This window comes from Salinicola corii (genome assembly GCF_008298015.1).
Classification (GTDB): Bacteria; Pseudomonadota; Gammaproteobacteria; order Pseudomonadales; family Halomonadaceae; genus Salinicola; species Salinicola corii.
Map to the genome: position 1 here is coordinate 718,903 of NZ_VTPX01000001.1, position 23,835 is coordinate 742,737.

General features: G+C 58.6%; 20 protein-coding genes. 17 read left to right on the plus strand and 3 right to left on the minus strand.

Annotated elements, in window-relative coordinates:
* Positions 1–63: 63 nt before the first annotated feature.
* The 5 genes from tagF (at position 64) to F0A16_RS03355 (ending at position 7,037) form a co-directional block, all read left to right on the plus strand.
* Positions 64–987, plus strand: coding sequence for a type VI secretion system-associated protein TagF (gene tagF / locus F0A16_RS03335; protein WP_149433945.1), 924 nt, complete (start codon positions 64–66; stop codon positions 985–987).
* Positions 988–1,013: 26 nt separating this feature from the next.
* Positions 1,014–3,506: a type VI secretion system membrane subunit TssM gene (tssM, locus tag F0A16_RS03340; protein WP_149433946.1), complete on the plus strand. Its 2,493-nt coding sequence runs from the start codon at positions 1,014–1,016 to the stop codon at positions 3,504–3,506.
* Between the two features lie 436 nt (positions 3,507–3,942).
* Positions 3,943–4,473 carry an Hcp family type VI secretion system effector gene (locus F0A16_RS03345; protein WP_149433947.1) on the plus strand — a complete coding sequence of 177 codons (531 nt, stop codon included), beginning with the start codon at positions 3,943–3,945 and terminating at the stop codon, positions 4,471–4,473.
* A gap of 246 nt (positions 4,474–4,719) precedes the next feature.
* Positions 4,720–5,829: a type VI secretion system protein TssA gene (gene tssA, locus F0A16_RS03350; RefSeq protein ID WP_149433948.1), complete on the plus strand. Its 1,110-nt coding sequence runs from the start codon at positions 4,720–4,722 to the stop codon at positions 5,827–5,829.
* A 2-nt stretch (positions 5,830–5,831) separates the two neighbouring features.
* Positions 5,832–7,037, plus strand: a complete 1,206-nt coding sequence (locus F0A16_RS03355) for a hypothetical protein (RefSeq protein ID WP_149433949.1) — start codon at positions 5,832–5,834, stop codon at positions 7,035–7,037.
* Here F0A16_RS03355 and F0A16_RS03360 read toward each other — a convergent pair.
* Positions 7,028–7,297 carry a PAAR domain-containing protein gene (locus F0A16_RS03360; protein ID WP_149433950.1) on the minus strand — a complete coding sequence of 90 codons (270 nt, stop codon included), beginning with the start codon at positions 7,295–7,297 and terminating at the stop codon, positions 7,028–7,030. The genes F0A16_RS03355 and F0A16_RS03360 overlap by 10 nt on opposite strands.
* 138 nt (positions 7,298–7,435) lie before the next feature.
* Here F0A16_RS03360 and F0A16_RS03365 point away from each other — a divergent pair, with 138 nt between their 5' ends.
* From F0A16_RS03365 to F0A16_RS03420, 12 genes are all read left to right on the plus strand, one after another.
* Positions 7,436–10,054: a type VI secretion system Vgr family protein gene (locus tag F0A16_RS03365; protein ID WP_149433951.1), complete on the plus strand. Its 2,619-nt coding sequence runs from the start codon at positions 7,436–7,438 to the stop codon at positions 10,052–10,054.
* Positions 10,051–10,947, plus strand: coding sequence for a DUF4123 domain-containing protein (locus F0A16_RS03370; protein WP_149433952.1), 897 nt, complete (start codon positions 10,051–10,053; stop codon positions 10,945–10,947). The genes F0A16_RS03365 and F0A16_RS03370 overlap by 4 nt, the downstream gene beginning before the upstream one ends.
* The gene (locus F0A16_RS03375; protein ID WP_149433953.1) at positions 10,944–13,580 is read left to right on the plus strand and encodes a T6SS effector BTH_I2691 family protein; all 2,637 of its coding nucleotides are present in this window, start codon (positions 10,944–10,946) and stop codon (positions 13,578–13,580) included. The genes F0A16_RS03370 and F0A16_RS03375 overlap by 4 nt, the downstream gene beginning before the upstream one ends.
* A gap of 9 nt (positions 13,581–13,589) precedes the next feature.
* A complete protein-coding gene (locus tag F0A16_RS03380) occupies positions 13,590–14,543 on the plus strand; it encodes a DUF6708 domain-containing protein (RefSeq protein ID WP_149433954.1) in 954 nt (317 codons plus the stop codon).
* Positions 14,544–14,568: 25 nt separating this feature from the next.
* Positions 14,569–14,958, plus strand: a complete 390-nt coding sequence (locus F0A16_RS03385) for a hypothetical protein (RefSeq protein ID WP_149433955.1) — start codon at positions 14,569–14,571, stop codon at positions 14,956–14,958.
* On the plus strand, positions 14,910–15,521 hold the full coding sequence (locus tag F0A16_RS03390) for a DUF6708 domain-containing protein (RefSeq protein WP_187775887.1): 612 nt from the start codon (positions 14,910–14,912) through the stop codon (positions 15,519–15,521). Before F0A16_RS03385 ends, F0A16_RS03390 begins: the two co-directional genes overlap by 49 nt.
* 131 nt (positions 15,522–15,652) lie before the next feature.
* Positions 15,653–16,936 carry a DUF2345 domain-containing protein gene (locus tag F0A16_RS03395; protein ID WP_239023687.1) on the plus strand — a complete coding sequence of 428 codons (1,284 nt, stop codon included), beginning with the start codon at positions 15,653–15,655 and terminating at the stop codon, positions 16,934–16,936.
* A gap of 29 nt (positions 16,937–16,965) precedes the next feature.
* The gene (locus F0A16_RS03400) at positions 16,966–18,282 is read left to right on the plus strand and encodes an esterase/lipase family protein (RefSeq protein ID WP_187775888.1); all 1,317 of its coding nucleotides are present in this window, start codon (positions 16,966–16,968) and stop codon (positions 18,280–18,282) included.
* Positions 18,279–18,509 carry a hypothetical protein gene (locus tag F0A16_RS03405; RefSeq protein ID WP_149433958.1) on the plus strand — a complete coding sequence of 77 codons (231 nt, stop codon included), beginning with the start codon at positions 18,279–18,281 and terminating at the stop codon, positions 18,507–18,509. Before F0A16_RS03400 ends, F0A16_RS03405 begins: the two co-directional genes overlap by 4 nt.
* A 107-nt stretch (positions 18,510–18,616) precedes the next feature.
* Complete coding sequence (locus F0A16_RS03410) at positions 18,617–19,642, plus strand: T6SS immunity protein Tli4 family protein (RefSeq protein ID WP_149433959.1); 1,026 nt, start codon at positions 18,617–18,619, stop codon at positions 19,640–19,642.
* A 354-nt stretch (positions 19,643–19,996) separates the two neighbouring features.
* A complete protein-coding gene (locus tag F0A16_RS03415) occupies positions 19,997–20,413 on the plus strand; it encodes a hypothetical protein (protein ID WP_149433960.1) in 417 nt (138 codons plus the stop codon).
* A gap of 97 nt (positions 20,414–20,510) precedes the next feature.
* Positions 20,511–20,741 carry a hypothetical protein gene (locus F0A16_RS03420; protein WP_149433961.1) on the plus strand — a complete coding sequence of 77 codons (231 nt, stop codon included), beginning with the start codon at positions 20,511–20,513 and terminating at the stop codon, positions 20,739–20,741.
* A 131-nt stretch (positions 20,742–20,872) separates the two neighbouring features.
* On the opposite strand, the gene gatB is transcribed toward F0A16_RS03420, so the two are convergent.
* Entirely contained in the window at positions 20,873–22,324 is a 1,452-nt protein-coding gene (gene gatB, locus F0A16_RS03425; protein ID WP_149433962.1) for an Asp-tRNA(Asn)/Glu-tRNA(Gln) amidotransferase subunit GatB, read from the minus strand.
* Positions 22,324–23,796 carry an Asp-tRNA(Asn)/Glu-tRNA(Gln) amidotransferase subunit GatA gene (gatA, locus tag F0A16_RS03430; protein WP_149433963.1) on the minus strand — a complete coding sequence of 491 codons (1,473 nt, stop codon included), beginning with the start codon at positions 23,794–23,796 and terminating at the stop codon, positions 22,324–22,326. The genes gatB and gatA overlap by 1 nt, the downstream gene beginning before the upstream one ends.
* Positions 23,797–23,835: the final 39 nt, after the last annotated feature.

The following is a 23,835-nucleotide window of genomic DNA, read 5'->3' on the forward strand; positions in this document are numbered from 1 at the left end:
GGAGCGACCACGGCAACGACAGGGTAACGAAGGAATGGCACAGGCGATGGGGAAGGAATCTGCATGATCGGTTGCTTTGGCAAGATTCCCTCGAGAGCCGATTTCGTGGGGGTGAACGCCGCCGGCACGGTGATTCAGGAGCTCGATCAGTGGTTGCAGAGCGCGCTGGTTCAATTTCTGGATCACGAAGACTGGATGCATCGATTCGATGCGCTGCCGGTCTGCTTCTTCCACTATCACGCGCGCAATGGCAGCGATGTGATGGGAGCGATGATCAGTTCCGCCGACGCTTCTGGTCGCCGCTATCCGTTTTTCATCTTTCAGTTGTTGAAAGGGGAAGGGCGGTCGCCGGTGCTGCCGTTTCTGCATACGCTGGGTGAGATCTTCGCTGGTCAGGCGCGGCAGATTCTGACCGATTCGGTACACGGACAGACGCCGATCGATCCGGCCCTCGCGATCAAGGAGATGCGACTCTGGAACGATCAGGACCTGACACTCTATCAGCGTATTCACGAGCGATTCCTGCAGGACTACAGCTTCGACGACATCGCCCGGGCGTTGGAGTGGGGGTGGCCGGAATTCATCGCCAGTGCTTGCCTGCATCGTTTGCACTATGCGCTGGAGAGTTGGGAAGCGGGCAGCACGCTGGCGGTGCTGTTGCCGCTGCCCGCCGAGCGCGGGCTGAAACGCCCGGTAGCGGATCTGTGGCAGCAGTGGCTGGGTAGTGCCTGCCGCGGCGGGGCGCCAGTCATGAGTCTGTTGATCGACGATTTCATGCGTCCGCGTTTGTTGCTGATGCCCGCCTGGCAGAGCGCGGAGGCGTTTTTCGAGGTGCTCTCGAATCCTGGCGACCGCCGCTTGTGCATTGATGTGCTGGCGCCTTTCGCCGATGAAGAACCGCATCCGGGGACCTTGCCGCTGCCGGACACCCGGCTGAACCTGGCCGATTTCATGACTCGTTTTCCGCGCGGCCATCAGGTGCCGTGAGCGAGCTAGATTGAGCAGATGTGCTAATGAAACGTTTGAAACTCGCTTATCTGAAATACGCCTTCTTCAAATACCAGCCCTATATCCTGGGGCTGCTGTTCTTCGCCGCCATCTTCCTGGTCTGGCGGCTGGGCGTGGCATTCGGCTTTTCGTCCCTGGCCAGCCTGCTCGCAGGGATCGTCCTGTTTCTGCTCGTGTCGGCGATCTACGTGCTGCTGCTCTACCGGGGCGTGGGGCAGAAGCGCAACCTGGAACACCTGTTGATGGAGGACGCCGATGCCGCGGTGCTGGATGCCAGTCCGCAGGACCGTGAAGAGATCAGCCTGCTTCGTGAGCGGCTGCTCAAGACCATCGAGCGTTTGAAGAGAAGCGGTCGAGGGAAAGGCAGAGGCGGCAAGGACGCGCTCTACGCGCTGCCGTGGTACATGATCGTCGGCCAGCCGGCGGCAGGCAAGAGCACCATGGTCTATCAGTCCGGTCTCAATTTCCCCTTCGCCGAACGGGAAAACGCGCGTGTCGCCGGCATGGGCGGGACACGTCACTGCGACTGGTTCTTCAGTTCCGACGCCATCCTGCTGGATACGGCGGGCCGGTACATGAACAGCGAAGAGGAAGCCGGCAAGTGGAAGGGGTTCCTATCGCTGCTGAAACAGCATCGACGGCGCTGTCCGCTCAATGGTTTGATCGTCGCGGTCAATATCAGCGACGTCGTTCAGGCCAGCGATTCTCAGCGCAACAATCTGGCTCGGCGCCTGCGGGAGCGTATACAGGAGGCACGTGAGCATCTGGAAGCTCGCTTGCCGATCTATCTGGTTTTTACCAAGTGCGATCTGATCGAAGGGTTCACGACGTTCTTCGAGCGTCTCGATTCACAGCGACAGAGCGACGTGCTGGGACATACCTTCGCGCATCAGCAGCCCAGCGACGTGAACTGGAGCCAGCAGTTCGATGCCGCCCTGGAAAAGCTCTGCCGGCACTGGTTGCAGATGGGGGACGATGAGATCGTCCAGCGGGATATCGTCGACACGCGGCGGGACGTCGCCGCGTTCCGGTTTCCCCTCGAACTGGCTGCACTGCGCGAGCCGCTGACCCGGTTCGTCGAGGCGTTGACCAACGCCAACCCGTACCAGAGCGCACCCTTGCTGCGTGGCTTCTATTTCGTCAGCGCGCTGCAGGGTGGAGATGTCATCGAGGGCGAACACGCCGGGCGCGTCGGACGCCACTTCTCCCTGGCCCGCCCCGAGACGCTGACCGGCGAGCGGACCCAGCACCCGTTCTTCATCGCCAACCTGTTTCGTCAGGTCATCATCGCCGACCAGCATCTGGCCGGGCTGTATGCGAGCGACGTTCGAGGTCGTCGTCGCAAGTTGCGCTGGACGCTGGTCGCGGGGCTGGTCGGTGCCATCTGCTGTGGACTGTGGATCACCTCCGCCATGCGCAATCACGGCGAGATCAAGGCGATGTCGGGCGCCTTTGCCGATGCGGTCGAGCAGGATGACCGGCAGCCGTCACAGTATGCGCGCTGGTCGAGCCTGGACGCGCTGAGGGAGTGGGGCCGTCGCTACTACCAGCGTCGTCATGGCGAGGGGGTGCCCTGGTCCATGGGCTGGGGGCTTTATCAGGGGGATCGGATCGAGCCGGCCATTCGCCAACGCTACTTCGATCACTTGCAACCGGTGATGCTGGAGCCGGTCGAGCAGAACCTGACCCGTTCACTGTTCACCCTCACCACTATCGACGTCTATCGTCGCAGCAGCGACGAACTGCATGCCGTCGAGGGGCCGGAGACCGTCGCCCCCTATGCGCGCCCCCGGGACAACAGCGCGGAGTCGTTGGCCAAGTTCGGTCGCTCCACCCTGGATACCTATCTGATGATGTCGGACATCGATCGTGGCGACATCGACGCCGACGCGCTGCGAGCCCGGTTGCCAGCGTTCTGGTATCCCGCGATAGCGAAGCGGACCGGTACCGAGATCGATGAAAACCAGGCGGACTATCGCTACGCGGGGCGCCAGCTCGACTTTTACAGTCGGCAGGTCCAGGAGAGCGATGTGCCGAGAATTTCCGCCAATGCCTTCCTGGTCTCCAGCAGCCGCAATTACATCGACAGCCTGCTGGAGCAGACGCTGACCAGTTCCGAAACCATCGTGCTGGAGTCCGACACGCTCTTCGCTTTCGGGCGCGGCGACTACGCCGGGCTGCAGGCGGCGGGGCAGAAGGAGCTGGACGAGCTGGCCGAGCGGCTGCTTAACACCCAGGACCTGGGACAGATTCTGATCACCGGTCACGCGGATCCGATCGGCAACGAGCGGGCCAATCAGCAGCTCTCGCTGCAGCGAGCCATGACGATTCGCCAGTACCTGATCGGCAAGGGGGTCCCCGCCGGGCTGATCGAAGCCAAGGGAGCGGGGAGCGAGCGCCCGCTGGTGACGTGTGATCGCAGCCAGCCCCGTGCGCAGCTTATCGATTGCCTGGCTCCTAATCGTCGGGTCGAGATCGAGGTCAGGAAGCAGGAGTAAGCGATATTTTGGTCAATGCCAGGCTCCTTTTTGTAACATTTTGCATCAAATGTATTTAAATGTGTTCATTGTCTTTAAAGTTTAAGAAGGCCCTATATAATCTGAGTTAATCGGCGTTTTGTGAGGAAATGCATCAGTGACACTCATTTTGAAACACATTGGTCGTGTAGGAAATTGGATATAAAAGCTGTAGTCGATTTCCTACAGATTATGGTTTTTGGATGACGAAAAGTCGTGCCGACAACCGGTCGTCAATGTCCTGGCGTTATTTTTTTCACAATAAAAACAGCTGGTTGTTATGATGAAAGACATCTTTCGCCGTCACGACGTGTGGCGATAGATTGGCAAAGAGATGCCGCTCATGAGCTTGGGCCCCGGCCGGTTTTATTCGTGAGGGTGTCTTCCCGTAGGTGAGAAACTAGGAGAACTGAGCAAAATGGCTTTTGACGCATACCTCAAAATCGACGGCATCCCCGGTGAAAGTCTGGACGACAAACACCCGGATTGGATCGAGCTGAAGAGTTTCGACTTTGGTGCTAGTCAAGCGACTTCCGCAACGGCTAGCTCTTCCGGTGGCGCTTCTGCAGAACGTGTCAATCTGAGTGAATTCCGTATTCAGAAGTTCGTCGACAAGGCCTCTGCCAAGCTGTTCGAGTCCTGCTGTAAAGGCCAGCACATCAAGGAAGTGGTGCTGCATGTCAACCGCGCGGGTGGCGACAAGATTCGCTACATGGAGATCAAGCTCGAGGAAGTGATCGTCTCTTCCACCGAGATGGAAGGCACCTCTACCTCGACTGGCTTCGAGCAGAGCGAAAACGAAGATCGTCACGATCTGCCGTACGAGACCGTCAAGTTCAACTACGCGCGGATCAAGATCACCTACACCCAGCAGAAACGCTCCGATGGCCAGGGTGGCGGCAACGTTGCGGGTGGCTGGGATCGCACGCGTAACAAGGTCTACGCCTGATCTTGTCCTGCCGCCCTTCGGGGCGGTTCAACGACATACCCATCGGCCGTGGCGGCGGAAGGTGGGTATGTTGCCGGTCGGCCTGATCCGGGCGATGTTCCGTGCGAAGGGACGGCTTACCGGCTGCAACCGGATTGCCGTTGGTTGACCCAGGCAGGGTGAGCCCTTTCTGCGTGAGCCAATGCCGACGCTGGCTGGACGACGCCGAAGTCCGCCGCGACGCGAAATGATCATGAGGTCGAAGATATGGATCAACTCGGCGAACTCTCCATCGATGCGCTTCTCGCACCCATCGAGGGCGGCAGCCATGGTGGTAGTGGGGAAGACCTGACCTTTTCGATACTGTTCGACGAGATCAAGGAAGCGCGTCGAGCGGACCCCGCCTATCTTCCCCAGGGGGAGTGGCAGACCGAGCTCAAGCAGTCCGACTGGGGGCAGGTGATCAATCTGGCCAGCACCGCGCTGGAGACCCAGAGCAAGGACCTGCAACTGGCCGGCTGGCTGTGTGAAGGGCTGGTACATCGTGAGGGCTTCGACGGCATGCGCTTCGGACTGACGCTCACCGCGCGCCTGCTCGACGGCTACTGGGAGACGCTCTATCCCGAGCTCGACGAAGAGGATCTCGACGAGCGCGCGGCCCGCCTGGCCTGGCTCGGCGACACTCTGGTCAACGTCGTACGATCGCTGCCGCTGGTCGCCGGCGAGGGCTATAGCCTCGCGGGCTACGACGAATCCCGCCAGGTCGAGAATCAGGCTCGCAACGACCCGGATGCTATGGATCGGGCTCTGGGCGAGGGCAAGATCAACGACGAGATATTCCAGCGCTCGGTAGTGCTCAGCAGCACCGAGTTTCTGCAGGAGCGCCACGCCTCCATCGCTGCCTCGCTGGTATCGTTGTCGCAACTGGACCAGACCAGTGACGAGCACTTCGGCCGTGACTCCCCGAGTTTTTCGTCACTCGAGAAGGTGTTGGTTCAGTGCCGTGACCTGACCGAAAAGCTGCTTCGGGACCGCGGTGCCGGCGTCGCGGTCGAGGAGGATGCCGCAGCCATTGCCGAGGCGGAAGCCGAAGCGCCGGGGCGCGTCGAGCCTAGTTTTATGTCCGCCACCGAGCCTGCCGGTCAACTGCGCACCAAGCCCGACAGTCGTGACGAAGCCTTCGAGATGCTCAATGGGGTCGCGCGCTATTTCAAGGAGCGTGAGCCGCACAGCCCGGTGCCTTACCTGATCGAACGAGCGGTGAAATGGGGCCGCATGCCGCTTGAAGAGTGGCTCAAGGACGTGATCAAGGACAACGGCGTCATCGACAACATTCGCGACACCCTGGGTACGCAGCCCAAGGATGACGACTACTGACCATGTCTCGCGCCTCGATTTTCGATCTACTCCACCAACGTCAGCAGCCTCCTGAGCCGGTCGAGGAGACGACCTCGGCGCGTAGCGACTACGACGCCGATAGATTGCGGCTACTCGACGGCGTGGCGTTGACCGCGTCCGGCTTCGTCGGTGCCGGGACGGTGCCGGAGGCTCAATCGCCGGCGCTGTCTCCCGCACTCCATGGCCTGGACGGTTTTCGTCTGCTGGTTCATCGGGTCGCCGATGTCATGCCTGTTCAGGAGCCGCGGCTGGGGCGCTTCGAAGCCAAGGCCTCACGACTCCATGAGCTGGTGCAGACGATCGTGATCGAAGCGCTGATGATGCTCGAGGCACTGCCGGAAGAGACCGCCTTCGATGTGGTGCTGACGGCGCCGCTGCGCTCGCCCGAAGCTACCGCCATCGTCGTCGAGCATCTACGGGCCGCCATCTTGGAAACGCAGTATGCTTCAGCGTTGGGTGAGCTACATCACTCCACGCAAGGTGGCGACCCGCACACCGTGCTGGGCGTCGGCGATAGCGGCGGCATGCCCTACGTCCTGTGGATCAGTGTGGACTCCCTGCTCAACGAGGAGGGCGTTGCCGCGCTGCAGCATCGCCGTGTCATGGGGCGTTCCTCGAACAGTCCGGGGCTGTACGTGGGAGAGGCCGTCGTGGCGCTGCTGGTACAGCGACTGCTGCCCGACGATCCCGTCTTCGACTCTGGTTGGCGAATCGAGAAAGACATCAGCAACGATCATCCTGCTCGGGCGACGCGTCGTGATCATGCCAAACGCAAGGCCTTGCTCGAGCTGTTATCGGAAGCCTGGCCCTTGCCTGCCGCAAACTCGGGCGCAGCGGTTGGCGAAACCCAGGCGTCGAATACACCCGGCGACAGGGTTGGCGCGAATGCTGCGCCGGCATGGATCGTCATCGATGCCATGGGGCTGCCCGGCAGGGCGGTGGAGATCGGTAGTGCGCTGATCGAGCGTTGGCCGGAGATCGACATGATCGACGACGGCATCAGCGTCGACCAGTTTTGTGGATGGCCCGGTGAGGCGGTTACGGCGCTAACCCTGGCGCTGGCGATAGCACCACTATCGCCAGCGGATAGCGCACTGGTTCTCAGCGTGGAAGGCGAAACCCGTTCGACGGCATGGAGCTTGCGATCCTGCGCGGCCGAGGTCACGCAGGGCGGCGATCATTCATGACCACTATCGCTGTTATGTGACGAGATCAGCGAGGCGCCACAGGCGGTCTTGTGGCCGTGTAGCGCCACCGACTTGCCGTTGATCTTCATGGTCGGATGACCTTCGACGATGGCGTTGGTGCTGCCGTGGCCGTCTTTCGGGCAGGTGACCTTGTCGCCGACACAGGCAACCGGTTTGCCGTCAATCAGATAATTGCTCTGCGCGGTAATTACTTTGCCGCCGTGGCTGGTGGCGTCACCGAGTACAACGATGCCTTTCATCGATCCGGGCTTCCTGGCAAGTGTGAGAGGTCGAGTCCGACCAAGCGGGCTCATCAACGAGCATTAATTTAGCCATCGACACCTGGGCGGTACAAGCAGCGGGTGGTGTGATGGCGGAGAGGCCAAGAGGCAGAGACGATGCTGGATAGTTTACTCGATACCTTCGACATCGACCTGTCGCAGTCGCAGCGGCTGCTGACCCTCGACATCGCCGGGGCGTCGTTCATTCCCCATCGGCTGGTGGGCGAGGAGCGCGTCAGCGAGCCGTTTTGCTACCGGCTGGACTGCATCTCCCAGCAGGGCGATATCGAACTCAAGACGTTGATGGCCCAGCCGGCCAACCTGTCGATCCTGCAGGCGGATGGCAGCTATCGTCGCCTGCACGGCCTGGTTTCGGAGGCGGCGCTGCTGGGCGAGGATGGTGGCGTCACCTACTACCAGCTCACCCTGGTGCCGTGGCTCAAGATGCTCGAGCTGGGCCGCGACAGCCGCATCTTCCAGGATCGCAGCGTCGTCGATGTCCTCACCGCCGTATTCGACGGCCATGACCTGGCCAAGGGCCGCTACCGCTTCGACCTGCGCCGCGACTATCCCGCCCGCAGCTACTGCGTGCAGTATCGCGAGAGCGACTTCAACTTCATCAGCCGCCTCTGCGAGGAAGAAGGCATTTTTTGGTATGCCGAATTTGCCGATAGCACAGACAGCGATAAGGGTGATGATTTCGACGGCCACCGCATCGTCTTCACCGACGACGTCGATACCACCCGCCCCGTCAGCCCCCAGGCGATCCGCTTCCACCGCCAGGCTGCCACCGAGCGCGAGGATGCGCTCACCCAGTGGGGCGGCGTACGCTCCCAGCAACCCACCCGGGTCAGCGTCGGCACCTTCGACTACAAGCAGCCCTCGCTCACCAAGCGCACCGGGCTGGATACCCTCAGCGACCAGGGCAACCTGCCGCCGACCGAGCTCTACGACTACGCCGGCGAGTACTACTACCACGGCTACGAGCGCGGCGAACGCCTCACCGAAAACCGGCTGGAAGCGCATGAATCCCGCGCCAAGCGCTTCCGCGGCAGCGGCGGCGCCCGCCAGCTCCAGGCGGGGCGCTGGTTCGAACTCACCCAGCACCCGCTGCACGACACCGGGGGCGAGCAAGAGCGCCAGTTCCTGCTGCTGGGCGTCACCGTTCACGCCGAAAACGCGCTGCCGGTCTCGGCCCAGCTCCAGGCACTGCCGGGCAGCCTGCAGCCCCGGCTTGACGCTGCCAAGAAAGCGCACGGTCTCGAAGCTGATACCGCAGACCCTACCGGCGAGCGTCTTTCCGATTACGCCACCGGCGGCACCGGCCATTTCCTGGTCGATCTCGAGGCCCAGCGCCGCAGCCAGCCCTACCGCCATCCGCTGACCCATCGCCGCCCGGTGATCGGCGGACCCCAGACCGCCACCGTGGTCGGCCCGGCCAACGAAGAGATCCACACCGACCATCTCAACCGGGTACGGGTGCAGTTCCATTGGGACCGCCAGGGCCAAAACGATGAGAACTCCAGCGTCTGGCTGCGGGTCTCCCAACCCAACGCCGGCGCCGGCTGGGGCGGCGTGTTCGTCCCGCGCATCGGTCAGGAAGTCCTCGTCGACTTCCTTGAAGGCGATGCCGACCGGCCGCTGATCACCGGCCGGGTCTACAACGGCGAGCAGACCCCGGACTGGCACAGCCACGGCCTGCTCTCCGGGTTCAAGAGCAAGACCTACCGCGGCAGCAAGTACAACGAACTCGTCTTCGACGACGCCACCGACCAGGAACGGGTCCGGCTCAACTCCGAGAACGAGAAGAGCCAGCTCAACCTCGGCTACCTGATCCACCAGACCGGCAACACCCGCGGCGCCTTCCGCGGCACCGGGTTCGAGCTGCGCACCGACGCCTATGGCGCCATCCGCGCCAACCAGGGGCTCTACCTCACCAGCTGGGGCCAGCTAGGCGCCAGTGGCGACCAGCTCGACCTCACCCCGGCCAGACAGCAGCTCGACAGCGCCTATCAGCTCAGCGACAGCCTCAGCCAGAGTGCCGCGGACCACAACGCCGACGCCCTCGACAGCCGGACGAACCTCAAGCAGGCCGGTGAAGACGCCGACGACCGCTACGGCAACAGCGAACAGCTTGCGGACGCCAAGCAAGACAACGCGCGCGGCGCCAGCGATAGCGGCGGTCGCGGCGAAGCCGCACGCATGAAAGCGCCGTGGCTGCATATGGCCTCGCCCGCCGGCATCACCCTGAGTACCCCGGAATCGACCCATCTCGCCCAGGGCCGCTCGCTGAGCGTCTCCAGCGGCGAGGACGTCAATATCGCCACCGGCAAGAGCCTGGTCGCCTCGATCTCCGAGAAGCTCTCGCTGTTCGTGCAGAAAGCCGGCATCAAACTGTTCGCCGCCCGGGGCAAGGTGGAGATGCAGGCGCAGTCGGACAATCTGGAAGCCACCGCGCGGCGGGATCTCGGGGTCACCTCGACGGAAGACAAGATCGACTTCGCCGCCGCCGAGGAGATTCTGCTGGTCAGCGGCGGCGCCTATGTCCGTATCAAGGGCGGCAATATCGAGCTGCATGCGCCGGGCAAGGTTACGGTCAAGGGCGCGACGAAGAGTTTTGGGGGGCCGGCGAGTCTGGATTCGGAAATGACGGAATTGCCGGAAGAGAAAAGCCCTCTTTGTCCCAAGAAGAACCGAGCTGCAGCAAGCGTGGGCGAGGGAAGTGTGGAGATATGATCAAAGCAGCCTTGAGAGTACAGGCCCTCACCGATTTGGATCAACTGCATGGTCTACTTGCAGCGGGTCAGATAAGCGCGTTGGTCGATCCTCTCATTGTCGATCCAGGTCTCGGAGATGCCAAGAATCTATTGGATTGCGCTACCGTGAAGAACCCTTTTTTGGATCAGCCATCGGCACAGCGCCTACGCCTTCAGCCCATAAAAGATGGTGCGTCTCAAGTGTGGGACAACATGAATGCACATCGTGAACAACCCCTCATGCCTGGTGACCCACGCTCGCTGTGCGGTTGGGTGATTTCTCCCCATCCTATCTTCAGTATCAGCCGGCATATTGCTCGTCGTCTCCGACAAAAAAAACCCTCTGGTCGACAAGCATTGCTCCGTTATTACGATCCCCGCGTTCTCCAACGTCTCCAAGCCATTCTCGACGAAGAGCAATTGGCGTTCCTGCTTGGACCGATACATCATTGGATATTCATCGATCATGCTGGCTGTTTTCGAGTGTTTTCATCTCACCCGCGAAACATGACTCAATCCGCACTCTCGCTGTCAAATCCTCAATGGATGTCTATTGATCGTATTGGGTTGCTGAACAAGACTCTAGCGATCGGTGCAGAGATCATGGATATTCGCCAAGTGGATGACCAAGACATAATAAATCTCGATCGGCTGCTTCAAGTCGCAGAGCTTGAAGGTGTCTCCGATGACGACGCCCGTATGATTTTTGCACTACAGGGTATGCGTTTGCCACCCAATTTTCATCGTCATTCAGAGATGATTCGTCTTTTCCAGCGTTGCCGTGAGGGAGAGCGTTACCAAGAATTGGTAAGAGAATGGAGTCGCGAGACTTGGCAGCGTATAGCTGAGGAAAGTGAGGAGAACATCTTATGACCGAATACATCGACCCGAGTTTAATCACGTCCGCAGTCGAGAGAAACGTTGCGATCGGTGCACAAGGTGAAGGTTGTAACTTCTGCGGTAGGGTTGGGTTGCCGATACTTCCGGTAAGATATGCAGTTATCGATACCCATCAGTCCGAATGGTCGGCAGGCCTCCCATTGACAATGGCGAGATATGCGCAGACAAACTTTCCACCAATTGATCAAGCGCGCTATGTATTACGTTTGATGCGCGAAGGGTACCTCTATCTTTATGATGAGGCGCGTCAGCGTTGGCAAGCATGGATGATTACCAGCGACTCTCGATTGTGCGAATTTCCACCGCGTGGAAGGCCGCCAAGCGCCGAGGAGGATGACCACGTTGAGTCGCCATGCAGCGTACCCGCCAATAACCTCTCGGCATTGCTGCTAACCATACCGGATGCGCAGCGCGCTCAAACAGTTTACGTCGCCTATTCTGACCACCTGTGGACCTCACGGATGCTCGATGATATGGCAAGTAATCAGGAGGGGGTGCGGGATAGGGCGATGCAATCATTTGACGTGGCCTCTTGGCTTGCTTCTCAATCATCGGAATCGGCAACAAGTCCCGAGGATGTGGCAACTTTCGTGCCGGAATTTGGAAACATGTCACTACGGCAGTTATGCGAGGGAGACTGTTTCCCCTATCTCGGTTCGAGTGCTCGACAGTTGCTCGATGCAGAGCAGCTCGCGGAGCGAATGAATTGGATCGTTCGGAATACTCCGGCACTTGTTGGCAAGGGCGCCATGTTGGCTATCGAGGATCCGATCGGCATCACTGCTTCGCTTAATCAGTTTCGTAACAATGCTAAGCAGCGACTGGACGGTTACGCATTCTCTGAAGAGGTGCGCACCAAGAAAATTACGTCGGAAATGATTATCGGTGTGAAGTCGGCCATCATGAAGGCTGCACGGGATCGAGCCAATGCGACGATAGAGCGTGTCGAGAATGGGCCCCTTGTGGATCTCAACCTGGAGCAGGCCCAGGATTTCGAGAACCTTGCTCCCAAGGAGCAGGAGGAACGATGGAGCCGTATGCCACAATGGCAACGCGAGCGGATATCGGATGCTAGGAAGCGATTGGCTGAGATTCGCATGGCCCAGGCCAGAAATGCTCCAGAGTTTCGTCGCACTGCCATCAGCCAAAGCTGGGAAAAATATCAGGAGCGTTATGACGAGGACGCTCGTCAGGCGTTTGAGACGTCTTATGGCGCACGTATCGACGAAGGTAAGCAAGAGATCAACGCGAGGGGGGATTGCCACCTGAGTTGGTTGACGTCCGATTCGATCGTCAATGCCTTGAAGAGTTACGATACGGAATCTTTGCCCGATGGTAGAGCTTATGAAATGGCCGTGGCATCCATGGTGACGGGCACCAGTTTGACTGCTCGAGGTTCAGAGGTATTAGCCCAGTTGCTCGAGCGTCCGCTAACGCAGGACAACTCATTTTACTGGCGTGCCTTGTTTCTCAACCAGAAGTCCTGCATGGAGGCGGTGTGGGATTACGTAGCCAGTTCGGCTGACTGGGGAAGCAAACTCTATGGGCCGCTCAGTCAGTTGCTCAGTCGTGATGGAGAAAGCGGCTCAAGGTTAGAGAATTTAATCGCCGATGCCGTCAGGGTAATTGGCGAGAAACTGTCTCAATTGGATTTAGAGCATGTTGCCCGGAATCAACTTGCCAGGGCTTGGCAGAGCGTCGGTTGGGCTCGCTTCGATATCAGGGTCTCGTTAACATATTTTGATATGGATGCGAATCGACTGGACCGTCTCTATGACGACTTTCTATGGCGTGGAGAGCTGAGCATTTCCGATATGCGAGGTGAGAATAGAAGGCTGTCTCCCTCGCTTGATGAACTGTCCCAGCAAGAGCAACGGATCTGGGCGATGGTGCCCCAAGATCTTGCACCCCAGCAGCGTCAACAGGCGCTCCTAGGGCATGATGAGGCTGGCGAGCTGATCAACAGAAGAATGAATCTTGCCATGGCGCCCTCGAGTGGCGGGGCGCTATTTCTGGTAGGGCTCGAACTCATCAATAGCTGGAAAGCGCTGACAGCACTCAATGGTCGAGAGTTGGCAAAGTCAGGAAGTAATCTCGTCGCCTCCAGTGCAGCATTGACAAGTGCTTTGGCAGGAGCGGTAAAAGAGCTTCTCGGTAGTCTGCCAAAAGAGAGTGCCATTTATAGGAATTTGACATGGACCAATGGAATTGGAGGCGCCGTAGCGTCTTGGATAGGCGCGTACTGGATGTTCAGTGAGATGTTTGATGCTAGGGAGAGGCATGATGGCTTGGCTTTCTTATATGCGGCGTCAGGTATTACTTCTTTCGTTTCGGGAGTGGCTTCTTTAATGGCATCAGCTCAAGCTGCCGGAAGAATAGCAAGTACAGGAGTTTCTATTGGTAGGCTAGTCATTTTTAGCCGTTTCGGCTGGGCGGCAGTCGCAGGCTGGGTTGGCTGGGTTGCTATAGGTCTTGCTGTTGTCAGCCTTTATCTCGTTCCAGATGAACTGGAGAAATGGCTTGGCTCTTGTGTCTACGGTAAGGGTGAAAGCCATTATGATGGTCTGCAGGAAACATTGGATGCCTATCAAGATTTAGTCAAGTGAGAGTAGACGATGATTCACGAATATAACGTTGCTGCTGACTGTGTTAAGCGTGGGACTGATTTTTTTTCTCGTCCACATGGATTTGAACGTGAAGAGGGAAAGGCTTTTTCTCACGAAAAAAAAGCAGCAGATGTTCCTGGTATGGCTGAAGCTGTTTATCGCAAGACAAATTATTTTCTAGAGACTACGCACGCGGACGAATATGCAGCTCGTGGTGAGTATACGGCCATGATGGGGTTTCCGTTAATCGTCATGTGTGGTTTTTTTGTTTATATGGCTTTTTTGTCTGTGCTTGATATTGGTGTTTCGGGTTTCAATTATTATGATTTACTGATGATTCTCTTTTCACTTGTTGTTGTCGTCGGGTCGGTGTGGGTGTCAAATTACCTTTTGCTTGGTAATGATTGGTTTTCTTATCGTCATGGTGCAGTTCGGTTTAACTGTAAGGCTCAGAAGGTTTACGTGTTTTATTCGCCAGGATTGGGTGGTGTTAGGGGTTATCAATGGAAAGATATGTTGGCGTATATTGATAAGGCCGGTGTCCACGACGGCTCTGTGGATTCAAATTTTTATACTTTGAAATTTTATGCTTGTGATAGCGAGCGTAAAAATTATTATGACAGCTTTAAAATCGGAAGTTCTTTTTCCAGGTATGAAGATTGTGTGGCTTGGTGGGAATACGTGCGGCGCTATATGGAAGAAGGTCCGGACAGTGTTCCAGAGCCTGATTGGTATCTTTCTGATCGTTTGTCTATCAAGGAGTCTTTTTTGCGATGGTTCCCATTGCGTGAGATGAAACGTGATAAGGCGCGTGGCCTAGATGTTAAGAAGGCTCAAGGAAGAATGGCTTTGATGTCTCCACTCCTGATTTTCTTTTCATTAGGTCATTTTTTTTCCATGCTGACGAGTAAGAAAGTGAAATGGCCTGAAAGCATTCGTGAGGTTTGTGGCGAAAGGCGGTGACAATTGGTTGTCAGTGGATATTTCAATGATACACGAATACAACATAATTACGGACTGCTTGCATAGAAAAGTGAGCCTTGTAGATCGTGCGAAAGAATTTGATCGCAGCGAAGATGATGCATTGGATCATTTTGAACGCGCTGTCGTATCTCCAGGGTTTGCAGAGTCGGTTTATGCGAAAATCCCCAGTTACTTAGAAGTTTCAAATGCCAAAGAATATAGTTGGAGAGGGCAATTTACAGCAGGCATGGGTTTTCCATGCATTGCAGTGATGATTTTCGGTATTTATATTTCGATTTCAGGTGTTTTTTTGATGTGTCAAAAGGGTTTTAGTTATGTTTGGTTTTTTCGATTCCCTTTACTTTGTTGTCGGCAGCTGGTCTTGTGTATGTTGCTCATTATTTTTTTGGCTTGAGTCATGATTGGTTTCATTATCGCCATGGTGCCATTCGGTTTAATTTTAAGGAGCGTAAAGTTCATGCGTTTTTTTCACCAAAGCTTGGCGGTCCGAGAACTTACGATTGGGATGATGTAGTGGCTTATATTGATGCTTTTCATGGTAAGGGGGGACATGGCAATCCTGTTCACTACACCTTGAAACTTTATGCCTGTGATCCTTTGCATAAGAAATATTACGACATGCTTGAGCCTGGCAGCGAAATTATTAAATATGAAGACTGTCTGGCATGGTGGGAATATGTTCGTCGCTTTATGGAGGAAGGTCCGGATAGTGTTCCAGAACCTGATTGGTACCTATCTGACCGGTTGTCTCTCAAGGAGTCTTTCTTGCGTTGGTTTCCTTTGCGAGAAATGAAAAGAGATAAGGCGCGTGGACTGAGTATTAGGAAAAGTAAAATCTTGATGGTGTTGATGCCACCTTTGCTGACGCTTTTTTCACTGGGGCTTTTTGTTTCTATGCTGACCAGTAGGCGAGTCAAATGGCCAGAAGATATTCGCAAAGCTTGTGGAGATATCTGAGCTAAATGAGTGTTATCTACTCAGCGGAATGTTTGACATCTTCTACGCTGGCCTGTTGTCGGTATATTCGCTGCTGGCGCTGGAAATTGCCTGGGCATCGCTGAACCCGCACTTGATGGGCAGGCGTGTTCGTGCCGCGCATCGGCCAGGAAGTCCTCGTCGACTTCCTCGAGGGCGATGCCGACCGCCCGCTGATCACCGGCCGGGTCTACAACGGCGAGCAGACCCCCGACTGGCACAGCCACGGCCTGCTCTCCGGGTTCAAGAGCAAGACCTACCGCGGCAGCAAGTACAACGAACTCGTCTTCGACGACGCCACCGACCAGGAGCGCGTCCGGCTCAACTCCGAAGCCGAGAAGAGCCAGCTCAACCTCGGCTACCTGATCCACCAGACCGGCAACACCCGCGGCGCCTTCCGCGGCACCGGGTTCGAGCTGCGCACCGATGCCTATGGCGCCATCCGCGCCAACCAGGGGCTCTACCTCACCAGTTGGGGCCAGCTCGGCGCCAACGGCGACCAGCTCGACCTCACCCCGGCCAGACAGCAGCTCGACAGCGCCTACCACCTCACCGACAGCCTCAGCCAGAGTGCCGCGGACCACAACGCCGACGCCCTCGACGCCCGCCAGCATCTCAAGCAGGCGGGCGAGGACGCCGACGACACCTACGGCAATAGCGAACAGCTCGCTGATTCATCAGGACAGGCCGATCAGAGCAACGCGCGTGGCGCCACCGACAGCGGCGGTCGCGGCGAAGCGGCGCGCATGAAAGCACCCTGGCTACATATGGCCTCGCCCGCCGGCATCACGATGAGCACCCCGGAATCGACCCACCTGGCCCAGGGCAGATCGCTCAGTATCTCCAGCGGCGAAGACGTCAACGTCGCCACCGGCAAGCGCCTGGTGGCCTCGATCTCCGAGAAGCTCTCGCTGTTCGTGCAGAAGGCGGGCATCAAGCTGTTCGCGGCACGGGGCAAGGTGGAGATGCAGGCGCAGTCGGACAATCTGGAAGCCACCGCGCGGCGGGATCTCGGTGTGACCTCGACGGAAGACAAGATCGACTTCGCCGCCGCCGAGGAGATTCTGCTGGTCAGCGGCGGCGCCTACGTGCGTATCAAAGGCGGCGATATCGAGCTGCATGCGCCGGGCAAGGTCACCGTCAAGGGCGCGACGAAGAGTTTTGGCGGGCCGACCAGTCTGTCGCACACCTTCAACGATTTCCCGACCACCGCCTATCAGGAGACATACAAAGCCACGCGCCCCGATGGAACGCCTCTCCCTGATGTGGCCTTCGAGTTGCTCCGCGATGGCAAGGTCATCCATACCGGTACGACGGATGCCCAGGGCGACACCCAGATTCAGAAAAGCGAATTCGTCGAAGGCATGACCATCCACTTCCGGGGGCAGTCGGAATGAGCCAGTACGATATCTACGACATCTTCGATATGGCCGTCAGTTTCATGCGCCCCAGTGCAGAAAACCATGTCACCACGGTGACCGTGCATGAAGGCGTCATCCCCATCGTCTTCGTGCCGGGGGTGATGGGGAGTAATCTGGTAAATGCTCAGTCAGACGATACATGGCGTCTTGATAGCCAGTTGAGCGCTTCGCCGTGGCTGATCAAAGGCGCTCAAGCCAGAAAACGTGTACTCAATCCCACGCAAACCGTTGTTGACCCTGAGGGAGACGTCTCACAAGACATCGCACGTCGCTATATCGATCATCGGAGCGGAGACACGATTCCGACGGACGAGCTACTTCGAGAGCGCGGCTGGGGCGAAGTGGCGAATATGTCCTACGGCGACTTTCTGGTGTGGCTCGAAAACCAGCTCAATATCGAAGCCAAAAGCGCGTTCAGCACGCTCGAGAGCAACCTGACTCGCCACTATATCGAGACCCGAGGCCTGAGCGAGGAAGAAGCCCAGGCACGAGCCAAACGCAACGCCCAGACCCTGGGGCGCTTCAACTTTCCGGTTCATGCCTGCGGCTATAACTGGCTGCAGTCCAACTCAGATTCGGCGGCTGCACTGGCCCAACGAGTCGACGAGATCATCGCAGGCTATCGCAAGGCACGCATGGCCTGTAGGCAAGCCATTCTCATCACCCACTCCATGGGCGGCTTGGTTGCGCGGTACTATTCGGAGGTTTCCGGTGGAAACGCCAACCTGCTGGGTATCGTCCATGGCGTCATGCCCACCACGGGCGCGGCGGTGTTCTACCGGCGGATGAAGTCCGGCACCGAAAGCCAAGCGTTCAGTCTATCATCGTGGGCCACCAGCCAGGTGTTGGGGACCTCGTCACGCGAGATGACAGCGGTGCTGGCGCAGGCCCCGGGGCCGCTGCAGTTGGTGCCGACACCGGAGTATGGCAACGGCTGGCTGCGTATCGAAAAGCCTGGAGAGTCGGCATTGACGCTGCCGACGGCTAACGACCCTTACACTGACATCTATCTAGAGCGCGACCACTGGTGGGGCATGATGGACGAGACTCTGGCTATGCCGGAACTGGGGCTGGGCGCGGCTAATCGGCAGCGGGAGCTGGATGAATCCTGGAATAGTTACCTAAATATCGTGCTGGATACCGTTCGGCCGTTTCATATGTCAATGGCAGGACAGTTTCACCCCTATACCTATCTGTTTTATTCGGACAGCGATGCCCACCCCAGCTATGGCACTGTCACCTGGCGCGGACGAGAGGCCAGCTATGGCTCCGACACCCTGATGAGCGCAAGAATGATGGATCAATATGGCGACGCCGGATGATCACCGAGCGCGATTCGCGTGGCCGCCCGCGCTTTTACCAATACACCATCAGTGACGCGGATGAGCCTGGCGATGGGACCGTTCCAGAGCGCTCCGGCAGTGCGAGGGTTGCCCAGGCCCGTGAGAGCCTGGTCGTCGCTACCGAGCACGAGCCAGCCTATAACCAGGAGGCCGCACGCTGGTTCACGCTGGCCTCGCTGCTCGAGATCGCCGAGCAATGGGAATGAAGGCATACAGGACGTCACGGGTGATCATGCGATTGCGAGCACCGCTCATTAGCGGACTATTACTGCTGGCCACGGCGTGTGGCGCACCGGAACAGGGAGTCCCCGAGATGAACGATCAGGAACGCCAGACCGTCGAGGCCTATACCGAAACGCAAGCGCCGGTTTGCATTGGCCGCTTTCAGGTCGATATGCCGTCGCAACTGAAGCTGAGCTTCAGCAGCCTGACCGTCAATGAGGCCAAAATCAGTGCCACGCCCAACAGCCGGCAGATGTTCCGGCGCTTTATTGACAAGCGCAAAGCTGAATTGGAAGCCATGCATACCGTGGATGCCGGGGATCAGCCCTTCCTCAAGCGGATCATCCAGGTCAGCGACGACATGGTCATCATCGATCGTAACGAAAGCCCCCATAAGCCAGACGCGGCAAGGCTCTTGGAGGGTTACAAGTTCGAGGGGCTGACCATGTTCAGCGTGAAACTGACTGCCATAGATGTGGATGATGAAAAATACAGAGAGCAGAGGAAGCTCCGCCAAAGCAATAAATCCGAACGTCAAAAACAGGTCGAGTACTTGTTGAACCACTTGTCGCCCCGAAAGGCGGGGGAAATTCCCGAACGTCCCGGCCTGTGTTTCGAGCACGGCTTTCTGGCCGACGGCGCCGATCAGGCGATTCCCGGGGCTGCGGTACCGACACGCAAGGAACAGATCGGAATGAGATTTTCAGATAATAAAAATCGAGATGTCTACATTCATTTCTACACGGATAGCGCCATTGCTGAAGAAGACACTTTGTTGGATCGCACCGATCAGGCTGAACGGGCATTAGCCAATGATCAAAATTTCTCAGTTTTGAGAAAAGGTGAAGTGGATCTCGATGGTATAGATCAGGCGGAAGAATGGCTCAGTGCAGGCACGACTGACGAAAACGTCAAAGGCAATTATTTCAATCTCGAAGCCAATAGCCGGAAAGGTTCACCCGGCACCCCCTATATTGATATTTCTCTGCGTAACGGTCAGTTTGCTCACGGTGAAGATCCCCCCGCTATTGACAAAGCCTCGCTAACCGATGCCGAGGCAGTGGGACTCTGGGATGTGATCACGCGAACGTTCAAGCCCCGCCCCGGCGCCTTTTGACCTAAATTCGCCAGTATGACACGAACGGCTCCTAACGCCCCAGAGGGGCAGTTTTTCGATCTTGTCGTCCCCTCTCGCCATCCCGCCATCAGCGACGCGGATGAGCCTGGCGATAGGACCGTTCCAGAGCGCTCCGGCAGTATGGAGAGCCTAGCCGTCGCTACCGAGCACGAGCCAGCCTACAACCAGGAGGCCGCGCGGGGTTTCACGCTGGCCTCGCTTCTCGGGCTCGCTGAGCAATGGGAATGAAGGCATACAGGACATCGAAGAGGTGACTCGAGAGCGCTGCCGGAAAGCTACACGCTGGAGGATGAGCAGCAGCGTCGCAGCGATCTCGCGCAGAATGCCCGGGATATGGGGAACACCCTGCTCAGTGCCAAGAAAGGAGGCGGCCAGGTCGCCGGTGCCTGCCTGGTCATGTGGAGCCTTATCGTCTCCCTGCAGGAAGGCGCCTTCATCGATGAAGAAGAGGGTGCCGATTGGAGCAAAATCATCGGCTCTAGCATCAGTGTGGCGAGTGGTGCGATGGCGGGTATCGAAGGCTACCATAAGATTCGGATGGCGAGGCTGGGCCTGTCCACGGAAGGCTCGATAATCGGCGGTATTAAATGGGCCTTTGTTAGCGACGTGCTAGGTGCGGCGGGGGGCATGATCTCGATCTGGGATGGCATGAAAAAGCTGACGGAAGCTAGCGAGGCTGACAAAAAAGGTCAGAGTCTTAGCGGCCACTATGGAATGATCGTCGGGGCGTCGGCGTCATGGCCGGTATAGCCTCGACCATCGTGATCAGCGCGAGCATCAGCTTTGGTGTGGGATAATCGCAGGTCTGTTCATCGGCATAGTAACGTTGCTGGTAGGGTATTGGTTCGTGGCCATGGTGTCCCCGGTGGTGCAGATGTGGGTGAACCGCAGCATTCTCGGCCTACGGGCGGCACATAAGTACTACGACCTTAGTGGCACTTCTGGGGCGGAAAGCAAAAATCGTATCGCCAAGGAAATGACCCAAGAGCAGATCGACGAAGCACTTCGTCAGTCCCAGGAATGGCAGAAAGAGCACAACGTTCAGATCGGTGGCGGCTTTATTCGTCGCGCCGACTGATACTGAGTTTCCAGCGGGAAAGTAGAGGCCAGCGTTGTTGTCGATTGTTGGCTAGCGATCAAAATCCCATGGCATTTGCCATGGGATTTTTTATTTCCAACTCGTCAATTCCAATCAGCTCACATACAGGGTCACGCCTCGTCGAGCTTCTGCTTGAGCAGTCCGTTGACCTGCTGCGGGTTGGCGGTGCCGCGAGAGGCTTTCATCACCTGGCCCACGAAATAGCCGATCATCTTGCCGCGTTTCTCTGGGGCGGCGTCGCGGTACTGGGCGACCTGGACTGGGCTATTCGCGATGACCTGGTCGATCATCGCTTCGATGGCGCCGGTGTCGGTGACCTGCTTGAGGCCGCGGGTGTCGATGATTTCGTCGGCGCTCTGGCCTTCATTGTTCCACAACGCGGCGAAGACTTGCTTGGCGGCCTTGCCGTTGATGGTGTCGTCGAGTACGCGGCTGATCAGACCACCGAGTTGCTCCGGGGTGACCGGGCTATTGCTGATGTCGATGTTCTCGCGATTGAGATGCGCCGAGAGCTCGCCCTGGACCCAATTGGCGGCCTGCTTGGCATCGCCGCAGACAACCAGCACGGCTTCGAAGTATTCTGCCATCGGACGGGTCGAGGAGAGTACGCCGGCATCGTAGGCGGAGAGCCCGAGGCGGGTCTCGAAGCGGTTGCGCTTTTCGGTGGGCAGTTCCGGCAGCGTTGAGCGCTGGTGTTCGATGTAGGCGCTGTCGAGCATCACCGGCAGCAGGTCGGGGCAGGGGAAGTAACGGTAGTCGTTGGCTTCCTCCTTGGTCCGCATGCTGCGGGTCTCGTCCTGATCCGGGTCGTAGAGCCGGGTTTCCTGAACCACCTTGCCGCCATCCTCGATCACCTCGATCTGGCGTTCGACCTCGAATTCGATCGCGCGCTCGACGAAGCGGAAGGAGTTGACGTTCTTGATCTCGGCACGGGTGCCCAGCGTTTCTTGGCCCTTGGGACGAACGGAGACGTTGACGTCGCAGCGCATCGAGCCTTCGGCCATGTTGCCGTCGGAGATGCCCAGGTAGGTGACGATGGCGTGAAGCGCGCGAATATAGGCGACCGCTTCCTTGGCCGAGCGCATGTCGGGCTCGGAGACGATCTCCAGCAGCGGCGTGCCGGCGCGGTTGAGATCGATGCCGCTCATGCCATGGAAGTCTTCGTGGAGCGACTTGCCGGCGTCCTCCTCCAGGTGCGCATGGTGGATACGAACGCGCTTGCGCACGTCGTCATCCAGCACGATCTCCACTTCGCCCCTGCCGACGATGGGCTGGGCCATCTGGCTGGTCTGATACCCCTTCGGCAGGTCGGGGTAGAAGTAGTTCTTGCGCTCGAACAGCGAGGTTTCGGGGATTTCGGCGTCGATCGCCAGGCCGAACTGAACAGCCATTGCCACGGCCCCTTCATTGAGCACCGGCAGCACCCCAGGCAAGCCCAGGTCGATGGCACAGGCCTGGGTATTGGGCTCGGCACCGAAGGCGGTGGAGGCACCGGAGAAGATCTTGGATTGGGTGGCGAGCTGGACGTGGACCTCCAACCCGATGACGGTTTCCCACTGCATTAGGTTGTCTCCTGATCGGTCGGATGCCGACGGTGCCAGTCCGTCGCCTGCTGGAACTTGTGCGCCACGTTGAGCAACTGGCCCTCGGCGAAGTGCTGGCCGAGAATCTGGAGGCCGATGGGGCGGCCCTCCGTCGGGCGCTTGCCGGCGAAACCGGCTGGCACGCTGATACCCGGAATGCCGGCCAGGTTGATGGCGATGGTGTAGATGTCCTGCAGGTACATCGAGACCGGGTCTTTCTTGGCGCCGAGATCGAACGCCGGCGTCGGGGCGGCCGGGCCCATCAGCACGTCGACCTCCTCGAAGGCATCCAGGAAGTCCTGGCGGATCAGGCGGCGAACCTGCTGGGCCTTACGGTAGTAGGCGTCGAAGAATCCTTCCGACAAGGTGTGAGTGCCGATCAGGATGCGGCGCTTGACCTCGTCGCCGAAGCCCTCTGCGCGGCTGCGCTTGTAGAGATCCTCGAGATCGACCGGGTTCTCGCAGCGATGGCCAAAGCGCACGCCGTCGTAGCGCGAGAGGTTGGAGGAGGCTTCCGCCGGGGCGATGACGTAGTAGGCCGGGACCGCCAAATGCGTGTGCGGCAAGCTCACCTCGCACACCTTGGCGCCCAGGGATTCGTAGACGCGAATCGCCTCGCGGATGGCGCTTTCGACCTCGGCATCGAGCCCGTCGCCGAAATACTCCTTGGGCAGGCCGATCTTGAGCCCGTCCAGCGGTGCGTCCAGCTCGGCGAGATAGTCCGGCACGACGCGGGCGACGCTGGTGGAGTCGCGCAGGTCATGCCCGGCGATGGCGCCGAGCAGATGGGCGCAATCCTCGGCGCTGCGGGCCATTGGGCCGCCCTGGTCGAGGCTCGAGGCGAACGCGACCATGCCGTAGCGGGAGACTCGGCCGTAGGTCGGTTTGAGCCCGGTGATGCCGCAGAAGGCGGCCGGCTGACGAATCGAGCCGCCGGTATCGGTGCCCAGCGCGGCGGGGGCCAGGCCGGCAGCGATGGCGGCGGCACTGCCTCCGGAGGAACCACCGGGGACGGCGGTGCGGTCCCAGGGGTTCTTGACCGGGCCGTAGAAGCTATTCTCGTTGGAAGAGCCCATGGCGAACTCGTCCATGTTGGTCTTGCCAAGGCTGATCATGCCGGCGGCCTGGAGCTTTTCGACCACGGTCGCGTTGTAGGGCGCCTGGAAGTTGTCGAGCATCTTCGAGCCGCAACTGGTGCGAATGCCCTGGGTGCAGAAGATGTCCTTGATCGCCAGCGGCAGGCCAGTGAGCGGGCGCGACTCGCCCTTGGCGCGGGCCTGGTCGGCGGCATCGGCAGCCGTGAGCGCCTGATCGCGAGTGACGGTGACGAAGCTGTTGATGTCGCCATCCAGGCGCTCGATGCGGTCGAGCAGGCTGGTGGTCAGCTCTCGGCTGGAAAAGTCGCCGGCTTCTAGGCCGCGGGCGAGTTCCGTGAGCGTCATATGATGCATGGGGTCGATATTCCCTGGGTCAGATCGCTATGCGCGATG